The following is a 20,287-nucleotide window of genomic DNA, read 5'->3' on the forward strand; positions in this document are numbered from 1 at the left end:
GTGCTGTCAACCGTCCTGCACTGCCGGCGGACCCAAAGAATCTGACACTGCATCAGAAAATCTCTTCCCTCGTCCGGCACCCTGCGGCATCCTGCGGCCCATGGAGACGGAGCTGAGCAGACGACTGGGCATCGAGCACGCCATCTTCGGCTTCACGCCGTTCCCGGCGGTGGCCGCGGCCATCAGCCGCGCCGGCGGCCTCGGCGTACTCGGCGCGGTCCGCTACACCGCCCCCGACGACCTCGCACGCGACCTGGACTGGATCGAAGCACACATCGGCGACAAGCCCTACGGCCTCGATGTCGTGATGCCCGCCAGGAAGGTCGAGGGCGTGACCGAGGCCGATGTCGAGGCGATGATCCCCGAAGGGCACCGGCAGTTCGTCCGCGACACCCTGGCCAAACACGGCGTCCCTGAACTCGCCGAAGGCGAGACATCGGGCTGGCGCATCACCGGCTGGATGGAACAGGTCGCCCGCAACCAGCTCGACGTCGCCTTCGAGCACCCGATCGCCCTGCTCGCCAACGCCCTCGGCTCCCCACCCGCCGATGTCGTCGAACGCGCCCACCGCCACGGCATGCCGGTCGCCGCGCTGGCCGGCAGCGCCCGGCACGCACAGCGCCACGCCGAAGCGGGCATCGACATCGTCGTTGCCCAGGGGTACGAGGCCGGCGGCCACACCGGCGAGATCGCCTCCATGGTGCTGACCCCCGAGGTCGTGGACGCCGTCGGACCCTTGCCCGTACTCGCCGCCGGAGGCATCGGCAGCGGCGAACAGATCGCCGCGGGGCTCGCACTCGGCGCGCAGGGAGTCTGGCTCGGCTCGCTCTGGCTCACCACCACCGAAGCCACGCTCGGCTCGCGTGCCCTCACCGCCAAACTGCTCGCCGCCTCGTCCGGCGACACCGTCCGCTCCCGTGCCCTCACCGGAAAACCGGCCCGGCAGCTGCGCACCGAGTGGACGGATGCCTGGGACGATCCGGCGGGCCCCGGGACGCTGCCCATGCCGTTGCAGGGGCTGCTGGTCGCCGAAGCCGTCTCACGCATCCAGAGGTTCGAGGTCGGACCGCTGCTCGGCACCCCGGTCGGCCAGATCGTCGGCCGGATGAACTCCGAGCGCAGCGTCCAGCAGGTCTTCGACGACCTCACCCGCGGCTTCGAGCGGGCCGTGGACCGTGTCAACCGCATCGCCGGAAGGAGCGCACCATGACCGAACGGCCGTTGGGGTCCCCCCGGACGCCGTCCCCGGGAGGCTTCTGGTCCCAGGCGACCGCCGACCCGCAGCGCACCGTCCTGATCACCCCGGACGGCGAACACTGGCCCGCGGGGCGCCTCCACGGCGCCGCCAACCAGCTCGTGCACGGCCTGCGCGCCGCGGGCCTGGAACGCGGAGACGCCTTCGCCGTCGTGTTGCCCAACGGGGTCGAACTGCTCACCGCGCACCTCGCCGCCACCCAGGCCGGCTTCTATCTGGTGCCCGTCAACCACCATCTCGTCGGTCCCGAGATCGCCTGGATCGTCGCCGACTCCGGTGCCAAAGTGCTCATCGCGCACGAGCGGTTCGCGGCCGCCGCGCAGGCCGCGGCCGACGAGGCGAAGATGCCCGAGAGCCACCGATACGCCGTCGGTACGGTCGTGGGCTTCCGCCGGTACGCCGAACTGCTGGACGGCCGGCCACGGTCCGTACCCGACGGGCGCACGCTGGGCTGGGTCATGAACTACACCTCGGGCACCACGGGCCGCCCGCGCGGTATCCGCCGCCCGCTGCCCGGAAAGCTCCCCGAGGAGACCCACCTCGGCGGTTTCCTCGGCATCTTCGGCATCAAGCCCTTCGACGACAACGTCCATCTCGTCTGCTCGCCGCTCTACCACACCGCGGTGCTCCAGTTCGCGGCCGCGGCGCTGCACATCGGCCATCCGCTGGTCCTGATGGACAAATGGACGCCCAAGGAGATGCTGCGTCTGATCGACACCTACCGGTGCACCCACACCCATATGGTGCCGACCCAGTTCCACCGGCTGCTCGCACTCCCCGACGAGGTGAAGAAGCGCTACGACGTCTCATCCATGCGGCATGCCATCCACGGTGCGGCCCCCTGCCCCGACCATGTCAAGCGGGCGATGATCGAGTGGTGGGGGAACTGCGTCGAGGAGTACTACGCGGCCAGTGAGGGCGGTGGCGCCTTCGCGACGGCCGACGACTGGCTCAGGAAGCCCGGCACGGTGGGCAGGGCCTGGCCCATCAGCGAACTCGCGATCTTCGACGACGACGGCAACCGGCTCCCGGCCGGCGAAGTCGGGACCGTCTACATGAAGATGTCGACCGGAGGCTTCCGCTACCACAAGGACGACACCAAGACCAGGAACAACCGCATCGGCGACTTCTTCACCGTGGGCGACCTCGGCTTTCTCGACGAGGACGGCTATCTCTACCTGCGCGACCGCAAGATCGACATGATCATCTCCGGCGGGGTGAACATCTATCCGGCCGAGATCGAGGCCGCCCTGCTGGCCCACCCGGCCGTCGCCGACGCCGCCGCCTTCGGCATCCCCCACACCGACTGGGGCGAGGAGGTCAAGGCCGTTGTCGAGCCGGCGGACGGTCATACGGCGGACGACGAGCTCGCCGCGGCGATCCTCGCGCACTGTGAGCGGCAGCTGGCCGGCTACAAGCGCCCACGGACGGTGGACTTCATCGAATCGATGCCGCGCGACCCGAACGGGAAGCTCTACAAGCGGCGCCTGCGCGCGCCGTACTGGGAGGGGCACGACCGCGCCGTGTGACGTCCCGCCACCCCCGACGGACCGGCCGCCGAGCGGGCGGTCCGTCGCGCGGCCGGGGCCGGTCGCTGGCAGCCTGGCACGCATGAGCGCGGTGAAGAGCTTGTCCGTGTTGGCCCGGTGGACGGTCTGGGTCCCCCTCCTCGCGATCGTCGCCCTGGTGCTGAGCTGGGGGCGCAGTCTGCCGCCGGCGGCGGTCGCCCTTGTCGCGCTCTGCCTCGCCGGGGCGGTCCTCGCAGCAGTCCATCACGCCGAAGTGGTGGCGTACCGGGTGGGGGAGCCGTTCGGGTCACTGGTGCTGGCGGTTGCGGTGACGGTCATCGAGGTCGCTCTGATCGTCACCCTGATGGCCGACGGCGGCCCCAAGACCGCTGCGCTGGCGCGGGACACCGTCTTCGCCGCCGTCATGATCACATGCAACGGGATCATCGGGCTGTGCCTGCTCGTCGCCGCCCTTCACACCAGGGTGGCCGTCTTCCACGCCGAGGGCTCCGGGGGCGCGCTCGCCACCGTGGCGACGCTGGCCACTCTCAGCCTTGTGCTGCCGACGTTCACCACGAGCAAACCGGGGCCCGAGTTCTCCACGGCGCAGCTGACGTTCGCGGCCATCGCCTCGCTGGCCCTGTACGGCCTGTTCGTCGCCGTGCAGACGGTCCGGCATCGTGAGTACTTCCTGCCCGTCACCCGCGAAGGCGCGACCATCCGTGACGACTCCGACCATGCGCCGCCGCCACCCCGTTCCGCGGCCCTGCTCAGCCTCACTCTGCTGATCGTGGCCCTGGTGGCGGTGGTGGGCGACGCCAAGGCGGTGTCGCCCGCCATCGAGTCCGGCGTGGAGTCGGCAGGTCTGCCGCAGGCCGTCGTCGGGGTGGTCATCGCACTGCTGGTGCTGCTGCCCGAGACCCTCGCCGCGGTGCGCGCGGCCCGGCGCGAGCGCGTCCAGACGAGCCTCAACCTGGCGCTCGGTTCGGCGATGGCGAGCATCGGGCTGACGATCCCCGCCATCGCGCTGGCCACCATCTGGCTGGAGGGACCGCTGGTCCTCGGACTGGGCGCGACGCACATGGTGCTGCTCGCGCTCACTGTTGTCGTCGGCGCGCTCACCGTGGTGCCCGGCCGGGCCACACTGCTCCAGGGCGGCGTACATCTCTCGATCTTCGCCGCCTTCGTCTTCCTCGCCATGAGCCCATGAGCCCATGAGGCATGCAGGCCCCTGAGCCCGTGAGCCGGCAAGTGCGCCTGTGAGCCGGCAAGCCCGTTGGGCCACCGGCTCCGGAACGGGGAGCAGGTGAGCCCGGGGCCGTCACGGCCGATCCGTCACCGCCGCTCGCGTACGCGCACCACCTCCAGCGCGGGCGACCGCAGGATGTCACGTTCGCAGAAGCGCGAGGTCACCCAGCGCTCGCCCGAGAAGAGCGCGGTCTGGTCGCGGTGGTGCTCCGACGCGGTGCTCGAGGACTGCGAGTACGTCAGCAGGGTGCGCGCCACCGGGCAGCGGCTGCCGTCCCACCCCACCGCCTGGACATGACTGGAACCGTGCGCGACCTCCGTGTAGCCGCCGCCCGCGGGGTTCCACACCGGCTCGATCTTGTTCCACACGCCCAGCGACTCCGTGCCGCCGTGCACGGGGATGCGCTTGCCGCCCCGGACGACGAACTGGTGCTCGCCGAGCGGCGCGTCCAGCGGGACACCGGCCTTGTCCAGGGCGGCCACCGCGTCCACAAGCGCCTTGGCGAAGGCCGGCGAATCCGTGTTGAGCGTGTGGGGTGTGCCCACCGGATCGGCGGGTGAGAACGGCACCTTCCACAGCTGGGCCGCGGGCACCGACGCGGTCAGCGCCCGCCAGAACCGGTCGAAGAGGAGCGCCCCCCGGCTGCCGGTGTCCATGGTCCGGTCCCACCGCTCCAGCACACCGCACGCCCGGACCATCTCCGGCGCGAGGGCCGCGCAGCCCTTGACCACGTCCGCGACCGCCAGGTCCGCCGCAGGGACCCGGTTGGCGAACTGCTGATGCTGGAGATCGCCCACCGTGAGCCTGCCGCGCCCGGCCATGGCCGCGACATCCTCGACCGCGCCGCGGGTGCGCAGCGAACGCGCAGTGCCGATGGTGCCGAACACCCGCTCGTAACCGGTCAGCGGCCGGTCGGCGTTGGCGAGCCAGGCGCTGTCGTTGGAGTTCTCCGCGTACGGCGCGTCCCTGAGGACCGGCATCCGCGACGGTCCGAAGATCCCCGGCTGCACCGCGTCCTGGTCGGAGCCGGGCGCGCAGTCACCGCGCGAACCGTCCAGCACGGCCACTCCGGACGCCGGATACGTCACCTTGCCCAGCGGCGTGGAACAGCGCTGGGCGAGCTCGTCCGTGATCCGGGGCAGCACCTGGGACTGGGTGAACAGCGAGTGCCCCCGGGAGTCGGCGGCGATCGTGTTCACCCAGGGCAGGCCCTGGGTGCGCCGCAGCGCCTCCTCGATGCCCGCCGTCGAGCGTGCCCTGCCGAGGGCGAGTGCGGTGTCGGAGCCACGCAGGTTGAGGGCGTTGGGATCGTTCAGGGCGTACGTGGTGGTCGCCGACCAGGGCAGCGGTAGCGACGCGCCGAGGGAGGTGACAACCGGCCCGTATCGGGTCCAGTACTGCGTGCGGGTGAGGGATGTGCCGTCCTTGACCGGCACGGTGACGGTGCGGCGTGTCATCGGCTCCCGCCTGCCGTCGACGAGATAGACGGTCGGATCGGCCGGATCCAGCGTCAGCTGGTGCAGATTGAGGGTGACTCCGGTCGCGACCGTGTGGCTCCACGCCACCTTGTCGTTGAAGCCGATGTTGACCACGGCGGTGCCCAGCAGCGAGGAACCGGAGACGTTCAGCTTCCCGGGTATGGTCTGCTGCGACTGCCAGAAGCGGCGGCCGCCGTGCCAGGGGTAGTGAGGGTTGCCTAGGAGCAGGCCCCGTCCGTTCGCCGTCGTCCCCCCGCTGAACGCAACGGCGTTGGACCCCATGTCGCCGCTGCGGGCCGCGAACAGTTCCCGTGCCGCCGTCGCGGTCGAGGCTGCATCGCGCCCCGCGACCGGAGCCGGTACGCCGGCCGTGCCGGGTGGCTGAGCCGCGGTGATGCCGTCGATGCCTCGTCCCTGGCCGCCGAGCACCGAGACGGCGAAGCCTCGGCGGGCGACGTCCAGGGTCGTCACCGGCCGCACCCAGTCGGAGTCCCGGCATGCCGGGTCGGTGATCCGGTTCTGCCGCAGCCATGCGTTGTAGCCCGCCGCCCAGCCGCGCATCAGCTCCTTCACATCCCGGCCGGGGCCGGCGGGCGCGGGCGTGGCCAGCAGTTTCTCGACGGTACCGGCGTCACGTACACCGCGGAAGTACAGATCGCTGGACAGGTTCCTGGCCGCCGACGACAGCGAGCCGTCCGGCGCGGCGTCGGGCCCGAAGAACCGCGAGCGCTCGCCGCGTACCGTGACGAAGCCGTCCGCGAGTACGCACACCTGGTCGGCCGCCTGGGCCCATCCGGTGCCGAAGCCCAGGTTCGCGTAGTCCTTCCCCACGATGTGGGGGATTCCGTACTCCGTGTAGCGGATGACGGCGGACAGTCCGCCGCCGGACGGATGCCGCTCACGCGGATCGGCGGCCGCGCCGGGCGGCACGGTCGCCGTCGCGGTCAGCAGAGTGATGCCGATGAGTGCGAGTCGGCCAAGGCGGGTGCGCAAGAGCAACGTGCCTCCCCAAAGTGACTGCGTGGTGAGCAGGTTGGACCATGCAGTCACCCGGGCGGAGCGGTGTCAACATCCCGTCCGGTATCCGTGGTGGCGTCAGTTTTCGCGGAGCTCCCGGAGGTCCACGATCCGTTTGATCTTGCCCACCGAGCGCTCGAGTGTCTCGGGGTCGACCACTTCCACCGTGACGGACACCCCGATCCCGTCCTTGACGGCCGCGGCGATCGCCCGCTCGGCCGCCGCGCGCTGCTCGGCACTCGCCCCCCGACGCACCTACGCGGTGATCCGCGTCGACGGCCGGGCATTCCACAGCTACCTGCCCGGCGCTGAGCGCCCGTTCGACGAGGGCTTCTTGGCCGACATGAACTCCGTCGCGGAGGCGCTCTGCAAGGAGATCAGGGGGCAGTGTTCGCATACATCCAATCCGACGAGACCAGCGTGCTCGTCACGGACTTCGGCTCGTCCAGCACTGAGCCGTGGTTCGGGGGAGTGGTGGCCAAGCAGCTGTCGATATCCGCAGCGCTCGCCACCGCGGTGCTCAACGAGTGCCGGCCCAGCTCCCGAGCTCTGTTCGCTGCCCGGCTGTTCACCCTGTCCGTCTCGGTCGAGGTGGCGAACTACTTCGTTTGGCGCCAGCGTGACGCCGTACGCAACTCCATCTCCATGGCCGCCCAGGCCCACTTCTCCCACCGGCGACTCCACGGCATGTCCACCGAACGCATGCAGGAGCTCCTGTGGTCCGAGAAGGGCGTCAACCGGAGCGACTGCTCCGCCGGCTGCAAGCGCGGACGGGTAAGCGCCCGCAAGGTCGACCCCCGCGAGACGACGTACACCGGCATGAAAGCGCATGACCCAGCTGTGCACGGTCAACGCCATCCGCTCCTGGTGGGAGTCCTCCGGCGCACCGCACTTCACCACCGAGCCCGGCTCCCGGCTGCCGCCATCCCCCACTGCCCAGATTGCAGCGACAGGGGTGACCCCCTGCCCCAATCCGACGACCTTGGCAAACAGCCCATAAAAACCATCAGGAACGCTTATACATGCATCATCCCCCCACGCCGCCGCCACAGTCCCGAGGGGAAAGACCCAGTGACCTACCAGCACCCGGGCCCGCACCAGCCCTACAACCAGCAGCCCCACGCGGGGCAGCAGTACCCCGGCTCCAACTATGCCGGTGGCCCTGCGCCTTACCAGCCGCCCCCGCCCCCGAAGAAGGGCATGAGTACCGGCGCGATCGTAGGCATCGTCCTCGGCAGCATCTTCGGCTTCGTCCTCTTCCTCGGGATCATCGGTGTCGCCCTCGACGACGGCAGCAGGACGACCAGCAGCGGCGCGAGCAAGAAGACGGCCTCACCCAAGGAGAAGAGCCTCGAAGAGGAGTATGCGGACCTCGAGGAGCAGAACAAGAAGAACCTCGAGGAGCGCAAGAAGAACCGCGCCAAGGAGGCGGCGAAGGAGGGCGAGTTCAGCGACGGCGACTACATCGTCGGCGAGGACATCCCGCCCGGCACCTACACCTCGGCCGGTGCCCAGAAGGGCGCATTCGAGTTCTGCTCGATCACGACCGACCCCACCGATGACAGCAAGTTCCCCAAGCTGAAGTCAGCCAACGCGGACGAACGCATCATCATCACGCTCACGGAAGCCGACGGCGTCGTCACCATTAGCGGGTGCGAGCCGCTCAAGCGCCGCAGCTAGCCAGCGGCCGCCAGCCGCCCGCGCCTCGCGGCGGCTGGCGACCCGAGGCCAAGGCCAACCGATCGATTCAATCAACCCATGCCTGCTCTGCCCCTGAGGGACCATGCGCCGCACCGTCACCGTAGCCATGCTGCTCGTCGCCACGCCCCGACCCTGGAGGCGCCCGAAATGGTAGGTGACCGACGAGGATGAGGACAGGCCGACGAACTGCCCGATCCTGCGAATGCTGGGCCCTTCTCCGGTGGCGACGATCTCCCCGCGGATGCACCGCAGAATGCGCTCTTGCCGCTCGGCCAGGTGATCCATCACGACGACCCGTCGGTGTCGCGGCCGGTGGCCAGGTCCTGCAGGGCATCGAGTCGGTCATGGCGGGCGAGCAGGCGGGCGTAGCGGGTAAGGGTGTTCTCGTTCCGGACGCGGCGGTCGGTGACATGGGTGCCGAATACGCGGATCGCCTCGTCAACGCGGCCGGCACGTTCCAAGACGGTGGCGCGGAGTTCCTGCAAGGACGACAAATCCCAGTTCCAGGCCTGATCGGCCGCAGCCTGCAGGCCCTTGGCCGCAAGAGTCTCCAGCAGATCCAGTACGCGGTCGTCGCGGCCCTGCCCGTCGGTCATCTCCACCAGCAACGCGGCGATCCCGCCCTCGCGAACATGGGGCGTCAGGACATCGATGGCCTCGTCAACCCGCCCGGCCTTCACCAGCAGCTCCGCGAAGTCCCGGCAGCCCCGGCCCGATACCCGATCCAGATCTTCCGGGCCTACCAGCTTCAGACCCTCATCAATACGCCCCCACTCGATCAGTACCTCAGCCGCCAGAACCTTGGCGGCCATCAAGCCGATCGCGACGAACGGCTCGATCACCGACCGGGCCCGCTCGAACTCCCCCCGGGCGCACAGCGCCCGTACAGCCTCCTGCGCGCAGTACCACTCTCCACGCTCAGCCGCCGCCCGCACCGCGGTCTCGAGATGACCCTGCTCCACGAGAAGGATCGCCAGTCTCGGCGACACCCCGCAGTAGTGCGTCATCTGCCAATGAACATCATCAAGGTTCATGGTCGGCACCGTATGCACCCACACCGACAACCAATGCACCACACCGGCCCCGAGACCGGTGGTGCCCACCCCCGCGCTGCTGTCCCGGCGGGGGCCGACGTTGAGACGCTCGTCGAAATGGGCGTCGTCGAAGAACAACCAGCGCCGCCACCGGGCCCACTGGCGGAGCTACCGGCCGAGTAGCCCTGGACCGCCTCCGTGGTATCCCTGAGGACCATGACGGCGCCCCATCCCGGGTTCTGTGGGCACCGGTCAGCTTTTCCCCCTCCTGCCTTCGGGCAGGAGGAGGCAGGCAACTTTGTGCGTCCGCATGACTGTCAGAGCCCGGTCGTACAGTGGGCTCATCATCCACCAAGCATTGCGGTGGTTGCTTCTGGCCCCGCTTCGGGAGTGATGCCCCGGAGCGGGGCACGCTGCTTTCAGCGTGGGCCAACTGCCTCAGCTGCGTCGAGGGCCAGGTGCCAAGGGTAGCCTTCGGGCCGACCTTGTCCTGGCCGGTTGGGCACGAAGCCGCCTTCTCCGTACAGAACTGTGACCCCCGCGCCCCGCAGGGTCTCCACCGACCGTTCGAACTGCGGGTGCTGCACGTAGGCCGCGTTCACGCACGGCATCGTCACCGTCGGGATCCCCTTGCCGATCCCTTCGGCCATCACTCCGACGACGAACTTGCTTGTGAGCCCGAGCGCCCACTCATTCATGGTGTTGAACGTCGCGGGAGCGACCAGGATGATGTCAGCGGGCGGCCAAACGTCTGGCTGGCCAGGCAGTTTGTACTCGGATCGGATCGGGTGACCGGTGAGTGCGGCCAGACCGTCGAGGCTGTTCTCGAGCCAGCGGGCCGCAGTTGGCGTCAGGCCGAGGCAGACGTCCCAGCTGCGGGTCTGCGCGTCTTCGATCACCTTCGCGATGTCGAACACAGGCGGAGCAGCTGAGGCGAAGAGATACAGAGTCCGGATCATGGGCCCTATCCGATCACACGACTCCGCCCCGATCCGAGGAGGATTCGGGGCGGAAGTGTGCACTCACATGATAGGCGTGAGTACCGTTTCAAGTGGCTGCAAGGAGCGGAGACCAGCATGCCGAGACTGGACGACAACCACACGGGTACCCGCATCAAAGAACAGCGGAAACTGGCCAGGCTCACGCAGAAGCAACTATCCGCGCGGATCCCCTACTCGTACAGCCTGCTCAACCAAGTGGAGTGCGGCGCCCGCCCCGCGACGGCGGACTTCGTGGCCGCAGTTGCGCACGCCCTGCGGATAGACGTCACCGCGCTTACGGGCCAGCCCTACGTGACCGAGCTCCAACAGGACCGCCTGGCCGCCCTGGTGCGTCCCATCCGCGAGGCGCTCGACCTGTACGACCTTGGCGCGGATCCTGAGCTCGTCGTACGGCCGACCAACGCCCTGGTTACCGCGGCCGACGACTTGTGCCAGCTTGTGCGTGCCACCCACCTGCGCAAGGCCGCCACCGCGCTGCCCGGCGTCATCGCCGAACTCACCAGTGGAGCCTGGGCCGAACCCAGCACCGAGGCGTGGCAGGCCCTGGCCTCCACGTACCGCACAGCGCACGATGTGAGCGTCAAGCTGGGCTACTACGACTTGAGCACGGTCGCACTCGACCGCATGGAGTGGGCCGCCCAGCGCGCCTCGGACCCCTGCCTCGCCGCCGTGCGCCAGTACATGCGGGCTCTGGTCTACTTCCGCGAGGGCGAGCTGCGCATCGGACAACGGCTCATCACTGCTGGACACGGCATCGTCGGCCAGGCTGACGACACCCGGGAGGCGCAGGCCGTCACCGGACAACTCCACCTCGGAGCTTCCGTCATCGCCGCACGGGCCCGTGAGAAGACCGTGCTCACCTCACACATCGAGCAGGCCGGGGAGATCGCCAGCCGTATCGGGGACGCCTCGGACGTGCACTGGCTGTCCTTCGGGCCGGCGAACGTCGCATTGCATCAGGTATCTGCTGCGGTCGAGATGCACCTCTACGACGACGCACTGTGCCAGGCCCGCGACATCAGACTGCCGACGTCCGTCGCCGTCTCCCGCCGGGCGCACTTCCTCATCGACCGGGCCCGGTCCGAGATGGAGACCGGCCACACCGAGGCCGCGCTCAAGTCCCTGGTGCAGGCTCGGCAGGCCGCCCCTGAGCAGACCCGGTACCACCCAGGTGCTCGGGAGACCATCACCGGGCTCGTGCACATGGCGCGCCGTACGCCCGATACCCTCAACCGCATGGCCGCCTGGGTCGGCCTGTAGGTAGCGCTCACGGCGCTCACAGTTTTGTGAGCGTTGACGTCTTCCTCTGCCACGACGCTGGTCCCATGCCCGATCAGCGACGCGTGGCCATCGCCACCTCCAGTGCCGGGGCGCCCACTCGGGCCGGCCCGCGCTACGACGCCTGCTGTGCGGACACGGACCGGGCGCGTGCTCTGGTTCGCCACGTAACCCCGGCGACCGCTGACACGGTCCCGGGGCGCGGCCCACGCTTACGAGGAGCGTCGACATGAAGCAAGGTACAGCGCCACAGACTTCGGCCGCAGCCGAGGGCCACGACCCGAGACCGGTCGACATCGCCACGATGAGGGGCACCGCCCAGCGCGTGCTCGCCCTTGGTGAGGCACCTCCGCTGCGGGAGGACCTGGACCAGCTGGCCGACACCCTCCGCGGCCACCTGAACGTGCTGGTGCCCGAGATCCGAAACAGGGTCAACCAACTGCCCGCAATGGACCCGGCGGCGTGCGTGGCGCGCATCGGAGTCGACGAGGCGTGGCGGCGGCTGCACACGACCACGGGCTTCGGCCCCGATGCCGCCTACCGGCAGGCCGAGCGCCTCGCCCGTTCCGTCAGGTCCCTTTGCGACCACTACGAGAACCTGCACCCCCCAACGATCCCCGGCACCACACCCATGGCGACCGAACCGGGTTAAGGGTCGCACTTCGATGAACGCCCGTCCCGTCGGTGTCCCGGAAGACCCAGCGGGGCGGGTCCGCAAGCCCCCAGCCCCGGGCCGAATCCCGGCAGGACGGTGTCCGCGGCGGCCTTACAGCAAGTTCCACGCACCCATCACCGTGCAGGAGGAATTGCCAGATGAGCACCCTCGTCGAGGCCGGGACGCGCACTCGCGACCCGCAGGTCATCCTCAACGGCGTCCAGCCTCACATCCGCCGTCTCACCGGCAACGTGGCTGACGGCGGCACCATTTGGGAGCGCGAGATCGCGCTCCTGCTCCGCGACAACACCATGGTCCGCAACATGGCCGAGCGCATCCTCGCGAACGCCGTCATGTACACCATCACGGCCATGGAGCACCCCGAGGTCCACCTCGGCGTTGGGAAGATCGTGGACATCGGCGTCCATCAGCTCATCCTCGACACCCCCGTCTACTTCGCCCTCTGCGACGTCTACAACGGCGGCCGGTACAAGCACCACTCGCCGTTCATCCAGCGCCGCAGCGACGGCCTGTGCCTGCGCACCGCGGACTTCCTGCGATCGAACGGCTTCGAGATCGACGAGGAGCTGTGGGCCAACGACGGAGCGGAGTGCTCGCCCTGCGACAACAAGGTCCCTGACAGCCACTGACCGTTCTACGCTGGCCCCTGCCCTCCTCCCCTCGGAGGGGCAGGGGCCTTGCCCGTTCCCGCCCACGAAAGGGAGTTCTGTGCCCGCACAACACGACATTGCTGCTGAGACCGAGCTCTGGGACACGTACGCCAGCAGTGCCTTCAAAGACGACATGGAGCCCGTCTTCCACTGGACCCAGTACGCGGGCCACGGTCCGGGCCCCGAGCTCCTCGACGACCCGAGCACCGTCCTGGAGATCGGCTGCGGCACCGGCCGGGCCGTGGCTTACCTGGCACAGAGCGGCATCAAGGCCACGGGGGTGGACCTCTCACCCGTCATGGTGAAGAAGACGGCCGAACGATGGGGGCCCAAGGGCGCCGCATTCGTCTGTGCCGAAGTGCTCGAGCACCTGCGCGACAGAACGCAGACCTACGACGCCATCTACTCGATCTTCGGTGCCGTGTGGTTCACCGACCCCACCAAGCTCTTCCCCCTTGTCATCGAGCGGCTCAACCCCGGCGGCGTCCTGGCGTTCTCCCACCCGCCGGCCATCCCGGGCGCCTACGGACCGCAGGGCATGTACAAGGGAGGGTTCACCGGGAAGGCCATGTACACCTACCGCTACAGCTACACGCCCGAGCGCTGGACCCAGATGCTCGAGAAGGCCGGCTTCCGAGACGTGGAAGCGTCCGTACTCGACGCGCCTGAGCCCGGCCACATCGGTACCCTCCTCATCCGCGCCCACCGCTGACCGTCTGGAACGGACAGCAGTCGGCCTGCGCACCAGTTGGTGCGCAGGCCGACTGCTGCCTGAAGCACGTCGGGGTGGGGGTCCCGAGGCGAAACCTGTGTCGGTGAGCTCCGGAACGGTCATCTCCCGTGCGCCGGAGGTCAGAAGCAGCGAGCCGTAGGCAACGTGCCTCCCCGAAGTGACTGCGTGGTGAGCAGGTTGGACCATGCAGTCACTCGGGCGGACCGGTGTCAACATCCCGTCCGGTATCCGTGGTGGCGTCAGTTTTCGCGGAGCTCCCGGAGGTCCACGATCCGTTTGATCTTGCCCACCGAGCGCTCGAGTGTCTCGGGGTCGACCACTTCCACCGTGACGGACACCCCGATCCCGTGCTTGACGGCCGCGGCGATCGCCCGCTCGGCTGCCGCGCGCTGCTCGGCACTCGCCTCCGCGCGTGCCTCGGCGTGCACCGTGAGCGCGTCGAGCCGTCCCTCGCGGGTCAGGCGCAGCTGGAAGTGCGGGGCCACATGGGTCGTGCGCAGCACGATCTCCTCGATCTGGGTGGGGAAGAGATTCACGCCGCGCAGGATCACCATGTCGTCGCTGCGCCCGGTCACCTTCTCCATCCGGCGGAACTGCCGTGCCGTGCCCGGCAGCAGCCTGGTGAGGTCCCGTGTCCGGTATCGGATCACCGGCATGGCCTCCTTGGTGAGCGAGGTGAAGACGAGCTCACCGCTCTCGCCGTCCGGCAGCACCTCGCCGGTGAGCGGATCGACGACCTCTGGGTAGAAGTGGTCCTCCCAGATGTGCAGTCCTTCCTTGGTCTCCACGCACTCCTGGGCGACGCCCGGTCCCATCACCTCCGACAGCCCGTAGATGTCCACGGCGTCGATGGCGAACCGCTCTTCGATCTCGCGGCGCATCTCCTCCGTCCACGGCTCGGCGCCGAATATGCCGACCTTGAGAGAGGTCGCCCGCGGGTCGATGCCCTGCCGCTCGAACTCGTCGAGCAGTGTCAGCATGTACGACGGGGTGACCATGATGATCTCGGGCCGGAAGTCCTGGATCAGCTGCACCTGGCGTGCCGTCATACCGCCGGATGCGGGGATGACCGTGCAGCCGAGGCGCTCCGCGCCGTAGTGCGCGCCGAGGCCGCCCGTGAACAGTCCGTATCCGTACGCCACATGGACCTTGTGGCCCGGCCGGCCGCCGGCCGCGCGGATCGAGCGGGCCACCACATCCGCCCAGGTGTCCAGGTCGCGCTCGGTGTAGCCGACCACGGTGGGCCGGCCCGTCGTGCCGCTGGAGGCATGGATGCGCCGCACCTGGGACTGTTCGACGGCGAACATGCCGAAGGGGTAGTTGTCCCGCAGGTCGGCCTTGGTGGTGAAGGGGAAGCGCGCGAGATCGGCGAGGGTGCGGCAGTCCTCGGGCCGCAGTCCTGCCTTGTCGAATGCGTCCCGGTAGAAGGCGACGTTCTCGTACACGTGGTGCAGGGTCTGCTGAAGCCGCTCGAGCTGCAGGGCTCCGAGCTCCTCGCGACCGAGCCGCTCCGCCGCGTCCAGCAGGTCCGTCATCGCGGAAACTCCCATCCCGAACCGGGCGACCGATCATTCGGTCGTGCTGCTCCGGACCAGTTATCCAGCCCACCCGCCCGGAGTCAAGGCATGGGCCACGGGCTCGTCACCGTACGCTCCGGGCATGGTGCATGTACTGGGCAGCAGGATCCTGCTGCATCCCACCGACCCTCAGCGGTCGCGCGACTTCTACGGCCGTGCCCTCGGGCTGGCGATCGCCCGCGAATTCGGCACCGGACCCGAGCGCGGCACGGTGTACTTCCTCGGCGGCGGCTTCCTCGAGGTCTCCGGCCGCTCGGACGTACCGCCGTCACCGGCCCTGCGGATGTGGCTGCAGGTGGCTGATGTGCACGCAGCCCATGAGGAGTTGCGCGGCAAAGGTGTGGACGTGCTGCGTCCACCGCAGGAGGAGCCGTGGGGACTGGTCGAGATGTGGATCGCAGACCCGGACGGAGTACGGATCGCCTTGGTCGAAGTGCCGGAACACCACCCGCTGCGCTACCGACCCTGACACCGGACACGTCCCCGAAACCGGCGTGCTGGGCCTTCCGTTCGGTCGGTGTCCAGGGAGGCGGGCGAAAACTCGGTGGGCGACGTGTGCGGGCTGGGCTACGGTCGACCCACAGGTTCATCTGCACCTCCCGGTGCGCAGGCCGCGGTTACTTCTTTGAGATGAAAGCACCGCAGCCGTCATTGATCTCGGGAGGCACAGCATCGGGTGCCCGGTGCGCAGGCGGGGGATACTTCCACTGTCAATGGGGTGGTCGCGGGTTCGAATCCCGCCGGGGGTCCCGGCCCCTGTAGCTCAGCGGTCAGAGCACCTTGTCTCCTCCACCGACCTTGATCTCGGGCACCCACTGCTGAGCTTCCCCTCCGAGCGAGGGGTTTCTCATGTCCCGCTTCAACACCCGCGGCGCCCGCCCGGCCGCAAGCTCGCCCGTGACCACGACCGGGGAGCGGACCGTCACCCACGAGGGAGCGACCGCCCACCTCCGCGACGCCAAGAGCGAACTCTTCCTGCTTGCGGTCTCCAACTTCGTCTCGCAGGACACCTTCTACGAGACCGGCGGCCGGCGCGACGACCGGTTCACCGCCCTCGTACGGCAGCTCGCCGCCGACGACCCCGCCTGGACCGCCGGCCTGCTCGGCTGGCTCCGCGGCGAGGGCAACATGCGCACCGCGGCGCTCGTCGGCGCCGCCGAGTTCGTCCATGCCCGGCTCGAGGCGGACCGTGCCGCCGCCCCTGGGCAGACTGCCGCCGAGGGAGCCCTGCCGTACTCGAACCGCGCCGTCATCGCGTCCGTGCTCCAGCGTGCCGACGAGCCGGGCGAGATGCTCGGCTACTGGACGTCCCGCCACGGCCGCCGGCTGCCGAAGCCCGTCAAGCGCGGTGTCGCCGACGCCCTCCAGCGCCTCTACGACGAGCGGTCGCTGCTGAAGTACGACACCGACTCCAAGGGCTTCCGCTTCGGCGACGTCCTCGAGCTCGTCCACGCCGCACCGAGCCCTGACCGGGCCTGGCAGGGGCCGCTGTTCAAGCACGCCCTGGACCGCCGCCACGGACGCGACGAGAGCATCCCGGAGCAGCTTGCGATGCTGCGCCGGCGCGCGAAGCTCATGTCGATGCCCGTGCCCGACCGGCGCGCGCTGCTCCGGGACCCGTGGGACCGGACGCTGCTCGACGACGCCGGCATGACCTGGGAGGCGCTGGCGGGCTGGGTGCAGGGTCCCCTGGACGCCGCGGCGTGGGAGGCGGTCATCCCGTCGATGGGGCTGATGGCGCTCGCCCGGAACCTGCGCAACTTCGACCAGGCCGGTGTCTGTGACGCCGTCGCCGCCACCGTCGCGTCGCGGTTCGCCGATGCCGGCCAGGTGCGCCGCTCGCGCATGTTCCCGTTCCGCTGGTGGGCCGCGTACAAGGCAGCGCCGTCACTGCGCTGGGCGCACGCACTCGAGCAGGCGATCGGGCACTCGCTCGCCAACGTGCCCGCGCTGCACGGCCGGACGCTGATCCTGGTGGACCGGTCGCCGTCGATGTTCCCGGGATACGGCTACTCGACTCCGAACCGGTCGGACATCTCACTTGCGGAGCAGGCCGCCGTGTTCGGGTCAGCCCTTGCGATGCGCGCCGAGCGCCCGACCCTGGTCGAGTTCGGCCAGACCTCGAACGTCATGAGCGTCCCGAACGGCGGGAGCGTCCTGCGCCTGGTCGAGGCGTTCGGGCAGATCGGTGGCACTGACATCCCCTCGGCGGTGAAGAAGCACTTCGACGGGCACGACCGCGTCGTCATCGTCACCGACGAGCAGACCCGGCCCGGCTGGCTGCCGTCGAACTGCTCCGGATACGGGGGGATGCGCGAGACGCAGATCGACGACCTCATCCCGGGGACGGTGCCGGTGTACATGTGGAACATGGCCGGCTACCGGGAGGCCGCGACGGCCTCCGGCGGCGGCAACCGGCACGCGCTGGGCGGCCTGACCGACGCGGCGTTCCGCATGATCCCGCTCCTGGACGCCGGTCGCGACGCCTCCTGGCCGTGGGAGCAGCAGGGGCCGAGCACAGGGTCCGACGCCCGCCGGCAGAGCTGAAGGGGCGCCGACGCGGGACCGTGCCGCGTCGGCGCCGCGCCGGCGGACGAGCAGCCGGTGCTCCCGCCCGCCATACACCACACAAGAGAGAGGCAGCTGTGACCTCCAAGAACATCCTGCTGTCCGGCATAGTCGGCTCCACCGCGTACGGCCTTGCCCGCGAAGGATCGGACGTGGACCGCCTCGGCGTGTTCGCCGCCCCGACCGAGGACCTCCACGGCCTCCACCCCCCGAAGGAGTCGCACGTCACGACCGCGCCGGACAGCACCCTCCACGAGGTCGCCAAATGGTGCCGGCTTGCCCTGCGCGGCAACCCCACCGTCAACGAACTCGTCTGGCTCCCCGATGAGCTGTACGAGGTGCGCACGCCGCTCGGTGACGAGCTGATCGGTCTCCGGGCGTCGCTGCTGTCCGCCAAGCGGGTCCGCGACGCCTATCTCGGATACGCCACCCAGCAGTTCAAACGGCTCTACGACCGGGGCGACGGCGCGCTCTGCGCCGACACCCGCAAGCGCACCGCCAAGCACGCCCGCCACCTCAAGCGCCTCTGCGGGCAGGGCTACGAGCTCTACGCCACCGGACACCTGAGCATCCGCGTCGACGACCCCGACGAGTACTACCGGTTCGGTGAACAGGTCGCGGCGGACGCGATGGCCGCGCTGCCGCTGCTGCAGCACTACGAACAGGCCTTCGACGAGACGCGCAGCGCCCTGCCCGAGCAGGCCGACGAGGCGCCCGCCGAAGCGTGGCTGCGGCGTGTGCGCGCCCACTACTACGCGGTGGAGGGGCGGGAGGGGTCGTGACCGACGGCCTGGTGCAGTCCCTGCTCCGGCTCGGCTGTGGGTGCGGCAGGCCGGGACGGGACCACTGACCGCGCTTCGGTGCAACGCTCGTGGCCGACCGGTCGTCCGGCTGCGCTGTGGGCGCAAGCCCATTGCCACGACGGCGCGCGGCTGGTGAAGATCACCGCATGGGGACGTTCAGAGCGCATGACGGGACCGAGCTCGCGTACCACCTCATGGGGGAGGGGGAGCCGCTGATCTGTCTGCCGGGCGGTCCGATGCGCGCTTCCGCCTACTACGGGGATCTGGGTGGGCTCAGCGGGCACCGACAGCTGGTGCTGCTGGATCTACGCGGCACGGGGGCGTCGGCGGTGCCGGCCGACCCGGAGTCGTACCGGTGCGACCGGCAGGTCGGCGACGTCGAGGCGCTGCGCGCACATATCGGCCTGGAACAGGTCAACCTGCTGGCCCATTCGGCGGGCGGCAACCTGGCCCTGCTGTACGCCGCCCGGCACCCGGAGCGCATACGGCGGCTCGCCCTGATCACGCCCAACGCCTGGGCCCTGGAGATGCAGGCCACCGCGGAGGAACGCCTGGCCGCGGCCCGGCTGCGCAGCGGCGAGCCCTGGTTCGAGGCCGCGTACACCGCCTTCGAGGCGGCGCTGAGCGGTCAGGAGCCGAAGGACTCGTTCGCGCCGTTCTTCTACGGGAGCTGGGACGCGGCGGCCGAGGCGCATGCCGCGACGGACCTGGAGCAGGTCAACCGCGAGGCAGCCGCCCGCTTCGGCGGCCCCGGTGCCTATGACCCGCCGGCCGCCCGGGCCGCGCTGAGGGCCCTGGAGGCGCCGGTGCTGGTGCTGGCCGGTGAGCTGGACGGCGCTCCGCGACCCGACCGGGCCGGTGGGCCGGCTGCGCTGTTCCCGGCCGGCGAATGCGTCGTGCAGTCCGGCGGGGGTCACTTCCCCTGGCTGGACGATCCTCAGTGGTACGTACGGACGGTTGCCCGGTTCCTGCCCTTGTGAGCGGGCGTGATCGGGGGAAGATGCGAGATAGTAGTTGAATCACGCAAACAACCGCCGTGAAGGAGACCGCGATGCCCCAGCCCGAGGGAACCGAGCTCGAGGCCGTCCGCGCCCGCAGGGAGGAGCTGAAGCGGCGCTATCTGCAGGATCACGAGGACCGGCCCCGGACCACGACGCGCGGCATCCACCACGTGGCCTTCATCTGCCGTGATGTCGAGGAGACCATCCGCTTCTACCAGGAGTTCTTGGGCTTCCCGCTGGTCGAGATCGTGGAGAACCGCGACTACCGGGGCTCCACCCACTTCTTCTTCGACATCGGCAACGGCAATCTGCTCGGCTTCTTCGACTTCCCCGGTCATGAGCATCCGCCCGCCACGGAGACGGTCGGCGGAGTGCAGCACGTCGCGCTGTCGGTGGAGGCCAGGGAGTTCGACGCGGCACGCACGTCGTTCGACAAGGCGGGCATCGCGTACATCGGCCCGGACCGGGGGGTGGAGGACAGCCTCTACTTCCGTGACCCCAACGGCGTACCGCTGGAGCTCTACCGGGAGCGGCTCGGCATGTTCAACGGCGAGCAGGTCCTGCCGGCGGACGACGACTGAGCCTCGGCACCTGGGGTCGCTCCTCTTCCTTCCGTGCCGTTCCGCGGTAGGAAGAGGAGGGAGGGGATGCGCACAGCCGTGCCGTTTCCCGGGCCGCTCGTCGGACGGGGCTTCGGCGGCCGGCGGAACGGCCGGCCCGCGACCCCGGCGGCGGCGCTGCCGGCCCCGGCATGTACG

The 20,287-nt window shown here is 69.6% G+C and carries 18 protein-coding genes and 2 pseudogenes; 14 read left to right on the plus strand and 6 right to left on the minus strand.

From position 1 onward, the window contains the following. The first annotated feature begins 100 nt into the window (after positions 1-100). From OHS70_RS35165 to OHS70_RS35175, 3 genes are all read left to right on the plus strand, one after another. Entirely contained in the window at positions 101-1,210 is a 1,110-nt protein-coding gene (locus tag OHS70_RS35165; RefSeq protein WP_328404345.1) for an NAD(P)H-dependent flavin oxidoreductase, read from the plus strand. Next, on the plus strand, positions 1,207-2,784 hold the full coding sequence (locus OHS70_RS35170) for an acyl-CoA synthetase (RefSeq protein ID WP_328404347.1): 1,578 nt from the start codon (positions 1,207-1,209) through the stop codon (positions 2,782-2,784). The genes OHS70_RS35165 and OHS70_RS35170 overlap by 4 nt, the downstream gene beginning before the upstream one ends. Before the next feature lie 82 nt (positions 2,785-2,866). Next, the gene (locus OHS70_RS35175) at positions 2,867-3,973 is read left to right on the plus strand and encodes a calcium:proton antiporter (RefSeq protein ID WP_328404349.1); all 1,107 of its coding nucleotides are present in this window, start codon (positions 2,867-2,869) and stop codon (positions 3,971-3,973) included. A gap of 125 nt (positions 3,974-4,098) precedes the next feature. Here OHS70_RS35175 and OHS70_RS35180 read toward each other — a convergent pair whose 3' ends face one another. Both OHS70_RS35180 and OHS70_RS35185 read right to left on the minus strand, forming a co-directional pair. Further along, the gene (locus OHS70_RS35180) at positions 4,099-6,489 is read right to left on the minus strand and encodes a penicillin acylase family protein (RefSeq protein WP_328404351.1); all 2,391 of its coding nucleotides are present in this window, start codon (positions 6,487-6,489) and stop codon (positions 4,099-4,101) included. 96 nt (positions 6,490-6,585) lie between these two features. Continuing rightward, positions 6,586-6,759: pseudogene (locus OHS70_RS35185) on the minus strand (phenylacetate--CoA ligase); the annotation flags it as partial. 10 nt (positions 6,760-6,769) lie between these two features. Here OHS70_RS35185 and OHS70_RS39210 point away from each other — a divergent pair. Together OHS70_RS39210 and OHS70_RS35190 are read left to right on the plus strand one after the other, a co-directional pair. Further along, positions 6,770-6,829 (plus strand): annotated as a pseudogene (locus OHS70_RS39210) (hypothetical protein); the annotation flags it as partial. 65 nt (positions 6,830-6,894) lie between these two features. Then, a complete protein-coding gene (locus tag OHS70_RS35190; protein WP_328404353.1) occupies positions 6,895-8,187 on the plus strand; it encodes a hypothetical protein in 1,293 nt (430 codons plus the stop codon). Here OHS70_RS35190 and OHS70_RS35195 read toward each other — a convergent pair. From OHS70_RS35195 to OHS70_RS35205, 3 genes are all read right to left on the minus strand, one after another. Further along, on the minus strand, positions 8,092-8,493 hold the full coding sequence (locus OHS70_RS35195) for a hypothetical protein (RefSeq protein WP_328404355.1): 402 nt from the start codon (positions 8,491-8,493) through the stop codon (positions 8,092-8,094). The two genes, OHS70_RS35190 and OHS70_RS35195, sit on opposite strands and share 96 nt — an antisense overlap. Next, entirely contained in the window at positions 8,493-9,380 is an 888-nt protein-coding gene (locus OHS70_RS35200; protein WP_328404357.1) for a hypothetical protein, read from the minus strand. The genes OHS70_RS35195 and OHS70_RS35200 overlap by 1 nt, the downstream gene beginning before the upstream one ends. Positions 9,381-9,661: 281 nt before the next feature. Next, positions 9,662-10,201 carry a flavoprotein gene (locus OHS70_RS35205; protein WP_328404359.1) on the minus strand — a complete coding sequence of 180 codons (540 nt, stop codon included), beginning with the start codon at positions 10,199-10,201 and terminating at the stop codon, positions 9,662-9,664. Between the two features lie 117 nt (positions 10,202-10,318). Here OHS70_RS35205 and OHS70_RS35210 point away from each other — a divergent pair, with 117 nt between their 5' ends. From OHS70_RS35210 to OHS70_RS35225, 4 genes are all read left to right on the plus strand, one after another. Then, on the plus strand, positions 10,319-11,503 hold the full coding sequence (locus OHS70_RS35210) for a helix-turn-helix domain-containing protein (protein ID WP_328404361.1): 1,185 nt from the start codon (positions 10,319-10,321) through the stop codon (positions 11,501-11,503). 247 nt (positions 11,504-11,750) lie between these two features. Then, positions 11,751-12,173, plus strand: a complete 423-nt coding sequence (locus OHS70_RS35215; protein WP_328404363.1) for a DUF6415 family natural product biosynthesis protein — start codon at positions 11,751-11,753, stop codon at positions 12,171-12,173. 161 nt (positions 12,174-12,334) lie between these two features. Then, a complete protein-coding gene (locus tag OHS70_RS35220) occupies positions 12,335-12,826 on the plus strand; it encodes a hypothetical protein (RefSeq protein WP_328404365.1) in 492 nt (163 codons plus the stop codon). Positions 12,827-12,905: 79 nt separating this feature from the next. Continuing rightward, the gene (locus OHS70_RS35225) at positions 12,906-13,559 is read left to right on the plus strand and encodes a class I SAM-dependent DNA methyltransferase (protein ID WP_328404367.1); all 654 of its coding nucleotides are present in this window, start codon (positions 12,906-12,908) and stop codon (positions 13,557-13,559) included. A 260-nt stretch (positions 13,560-13,819) separates the two neighbouring features. Here OHS70_RS35225 and paaK read toward each other — a convergent pair whose 3' ends face one another. Continuing rightward, positions 13,820-15,115 (minus strand): phenylacetate--CoA ligase PaaK, encoded by a 1,296-nt coding sequence (paaK, locus tag OHS70_RS35230; protein WP_328404369.1) that lies wholly within the window; start codon positions 15,113-15,115, stop codon positions 13,820-13,822. Positions 15,116-15,239: 124 nt separating this feature from the next. Here paaK and OHS70_RS35235 point away from each other — a divergent pair, with 124 nt between their 5' ends. From OHS70_RS35235 to OHS70_RS35255, 5 genes are all read left to right on the plus strand, one after another. Beyond that, a complete protein-coding gene (locus OHS70_RS35235; protein WP_328404371.1) occupies positions 15,240-15,626 on the plus strand; it encodes a VOC family protein in 387 nt (128 codons plus the stop codon). Positions 15,627-16,006: 380 nt separating this feature from the next. After that, the gene (locus tag OHS70_RS35240; RefSeq protein ID WP_328404373.1) at positions 16,007-17,704 is read left to right on the plus strand and encodes a TROVE domain-containing protein; all 1,698 of its coding nucleotides are present in this window, start codon (positions 16,007-16,009) and stop codon (positions 17,702-17,704) included. A gap of 98 nt (positions 17,705-17,802) precedes the next feature. Then, complete coding sequence (locus OHS70_RS35245; RefSeq protein ID WP_328404375.1) at positions 17,803-18,507, plus strand: nucleotidyltransferase domain-containing protein; 705 nt, start codon at positions 17,803-17,805, stop codon at positions 18,505-18,507. Positions 18,508-18,674: 167 nt separating this feature from the next. Next, a complete protein-coding gene (locus tag OHS70_RS35250; RefSeq protein WP_328404377.1) occupies positions 18,675-19,508 on the plus strand; it encodes an alpha/beta fold hydrolase in 834 nt (277 codons plus the stop codon). A gap of 71 nt (positions 19,509-19,579) precedes the next feature. Then, on the plus strand, positions 19,580-20,110 hold the full coding sequence (locus tag OHS70_RS35255; RefSeq protein WP_328404379.1) for a VOC family protein: 531 nt from the start codon (positions 19,580-19,582) through the stop codon (positions 20,108-20,110). The last annotated feature ends 177 nt before the right edge of the window (positions 20,111-20,287 follow it).

The organism is Streptomyces sp. NBC_00390 (assembly GCF_036057275.1).
Classification (GTDB): domain Bacteria; phylum Actinomycetota; class Actinomycetes; order Streptomycetales; family Streptomycetaceae; genus Streptomyces.

Bases quoted from the DNA above. Each gene is read 5' to 3' on its own strand.
- OHS70_RS35165 (WP_328404345.1), top strand. From the start codon at position 101: ATGGAGACGGAGCTGAGCAGACGACTGGGCATCGAGCACGCCATCTTC.
- OHS70_RS35170 (WP_328404347.1), top strand. From the start codon at position 1,207: ATGACCGAACGGCCGTTGGGGTCCCCCCGGACGCCGTCCCCGGGAGGC.
- OHS70_RS35175 (WP_328404349.1), top strand. From the start codon at position 2,867: ATGAGCGCGGTGAAGAGCTTGTCCGTGTTGGCCCGGTGGACGGTCTGG.
- OHS70_RS35195 (WP_328404355.1), bottom strand. From the start codon at position 8,493: ATGGATCACCTGGCCGAGCGGCAAGAGCGCATTCTGCGGTGCATCCGC.
- OHS70_RS35205 (WP_328404359.1), bottom strand. From the start codon at position 10,201: ATGATCCGGACTCTGTATCTCTTCGCCTCAGCTGCTCCGCCTGTGTTC.
- OHS70_RS35210 (WP_328404361.1), top strand. From the start codon at position 10,319: ATGCCGAGACTGGACGACAACCACACGGGTACCCGCATCAAAGAACAG.
- OHS70_RS35215 (WP_328404363.1), top strand. From the start codon at position 11,751: ATGAAGCAAGGTACAGCGCCACAGACTTCGGCCGCAGCCGAGGGCCAC.
- OHS70_RS35220 (WP_328404365.1), top strand. From the start codon at position 12,335: ATGAGCACCCTCGTCGAGGCCGGGACGCGCACTCGCGACCCGCAGGTC.
- paaK (WP_328404369.1), bottom strand. From the start codon at position 15,115: ATGACGGACCTGCTGGACGCGGCGGAGCGGCTCGGTCGCGAGGAGCTC.
- OHS70_RS35235 (WP_328404371.1), top strand. From the start codon at position 15,240: ATGGTGCATGTACTGGGCAGCAGGATCCTGCTGCATCCCACCGACCCT.
- OHS70_RS35240 (WP_328404373.1), top strand. From the start codon at position 16,007: ATGTCCCGCTTCAACACCCGCGGCGCCCGCCCGGCCGCAAGCTCGCCC.
- OHS70_RS35250 (WP_328404377.1), top strand. From the start codon at position 18,675: ATGGGGACGTTCAGAGCGCATGACGGGACCGAGCTCGCGTACCACCTC.
- OHS70_RS35255 (WP_328404379.1), top strand. From the start codon at position 19,580: ATGCCCCAGCCCGAGGGAACCGAGCTCGAGGCCGTCCGCGCCCGCAGG.